2 protein-coding genes are annotated in these 1,329 nt (G+C 32.8%); both read right to left on the reverse strand.

The annotated features are described in order from the left end of the window. Positions 1-113 precede the first annotated feature (113 nt). Positions 114-374: a hypothetical protein gene (locus DBR11_RS25795; protein ID WP_108555451.1), complete on the reverse strand. Its 261-nt coding sequence runs from the start codon at positions 372-374 to the stop codon at positions 114-116. A gap of 191 nt (positions 375-565) precedes the next feature. Further along, positions 566-1,240, reverse strand: a complete 675-nt coding sequence (locus tag DBR11_RS25805) for a hypothetical protein (RefSeq protein WP_108555453.1) — start codon at positions 1,238-1,240, stop codon at positions 566-568. Between the last annotated feature and the right edge of the window lie 89 nt (positions 1,241-1,329).

Here is a 1,329-nt window from a genome sequence, read left to right on the forward strand (position 1 = left end):
AAAATAAACTGTGTCAAGGCGGTTATTCATAAGAGTTACTACCTTGACACAGTTTATTTTACATACCCATAAATGAAGTATACATTTTTCATTATTGAAGGGAACTGCATGGGTCAATAAGAATTTATATTATACCTATTTAAAATTAAAAGTGCCACTGGATCGTTTCCGTATATACCACATTCAATATCATTCCGTTCCATTATAATTGATTTTGCAAATTCTATAGCTAAATCTATATTGTCAAAAACAGCATAAACCTCTTGATTCAGTGTAGTTGCATAAATATAATTCTTATCCAATACAGTTCCTGTATTTATATCTGCTCTTAACAGAGCCACCTGTCTATTCTTCAGCAACGGAAATTTTTCCATATTTGTTCTTATTTAAGGCGATACAGGTATTAATTTGGAGCCTGTTGTTCAATCTATTTAATAATACCTTTAGTATAGTTTTAGTTCCTCTGAATTGTATTGTACCTCTATCTCCTAGTTCTGTTGCTTTATTATGCTGTTTTGCGGCATCTTCGAAGACGTGCATTGCTATGTTATGTAGCTTATTTTTATCATAAATCACTAAGTAATTTCCGTCTCCACGCATCCCCAGCCAACCTTTTCACTGTGTTAATATTCACAGCTTCATTACTATTTGATAAAACAATCTCTGCAGCTTGAAACCAAATCATCGGAATATCATCGATAGCTTGTTTTGGAATATACTCATATAAGTTAAAATCATTGGACTTTACTTTATCAATAGCCATATTTCCCAATTCAAATAACTTCTCTATTTCGCGACTGGCATTTACCTTTTTAATCAAATCTATTTGCGACAGAAATCTATCCTCTGTGATGCTAACAGCTTCTATAAATTTGTTGATATCAGTTTTATTTGCCACGTCCCACCAAGAATCAATTACACCATCCAAACAGTATTCTTCAGTCAATAACCTAAAGCGCTCATCTTTAGTCAAAAAATCTCCGACTCTCTTATAACCTTCTTCTGGTATATCATCCCAAACGGCCCCCCAAAGTGTCGTCTTAGATAAGTAATAGGCTGCCGTAAACATTGAATCATAAAAGCTTGAGATCGTAAATCCTAAAGTCAGATAAATATCTTTCGAAATCAATTTTACAAATAATCCATTAGCCATACAGATACTATCCCTTAGTTCTTGATAGCCAAGAGTTTCCAATTGACCTCTTGTTAATTTAATAAGCTGATTTTTAGTCAATTTCATTTAGTTTGAATTTCTTAGATCCAATGTATGATAGTTGCACCTAAACATTTCCTTCCATATAAAACACTCTCATTCTTGGGAGTTTGTAT

The sequence above is a fragment of the Pedobacter sp. HMWF019 genome (assembly GCF_003061025.1).
Classification (GTDB): domain Bacteria; phylum Bacteroidota; class Bacteroidia; order Sphingobacteriales; family Sphingobacteriaceae; genus Pedobacter.

Bases quoted from the DNA above. Each gene is read 5' to 3' on its own strand.
- DBR11_RS25795 (WP_108555451.1), bottom strand. From the start codon at position 374: ATGGAAAAATTTCCGTTGCTGAAGAATAGACAGGTGGCTCTGTTAAGA.
- DBR11_RS25805 (WP_108555453.1), bottom strand. From the start codon at position 1,240: ATGAAATTGACTAAAAATCAGCTTATTAAATTAACAAGAGGTCAATTG.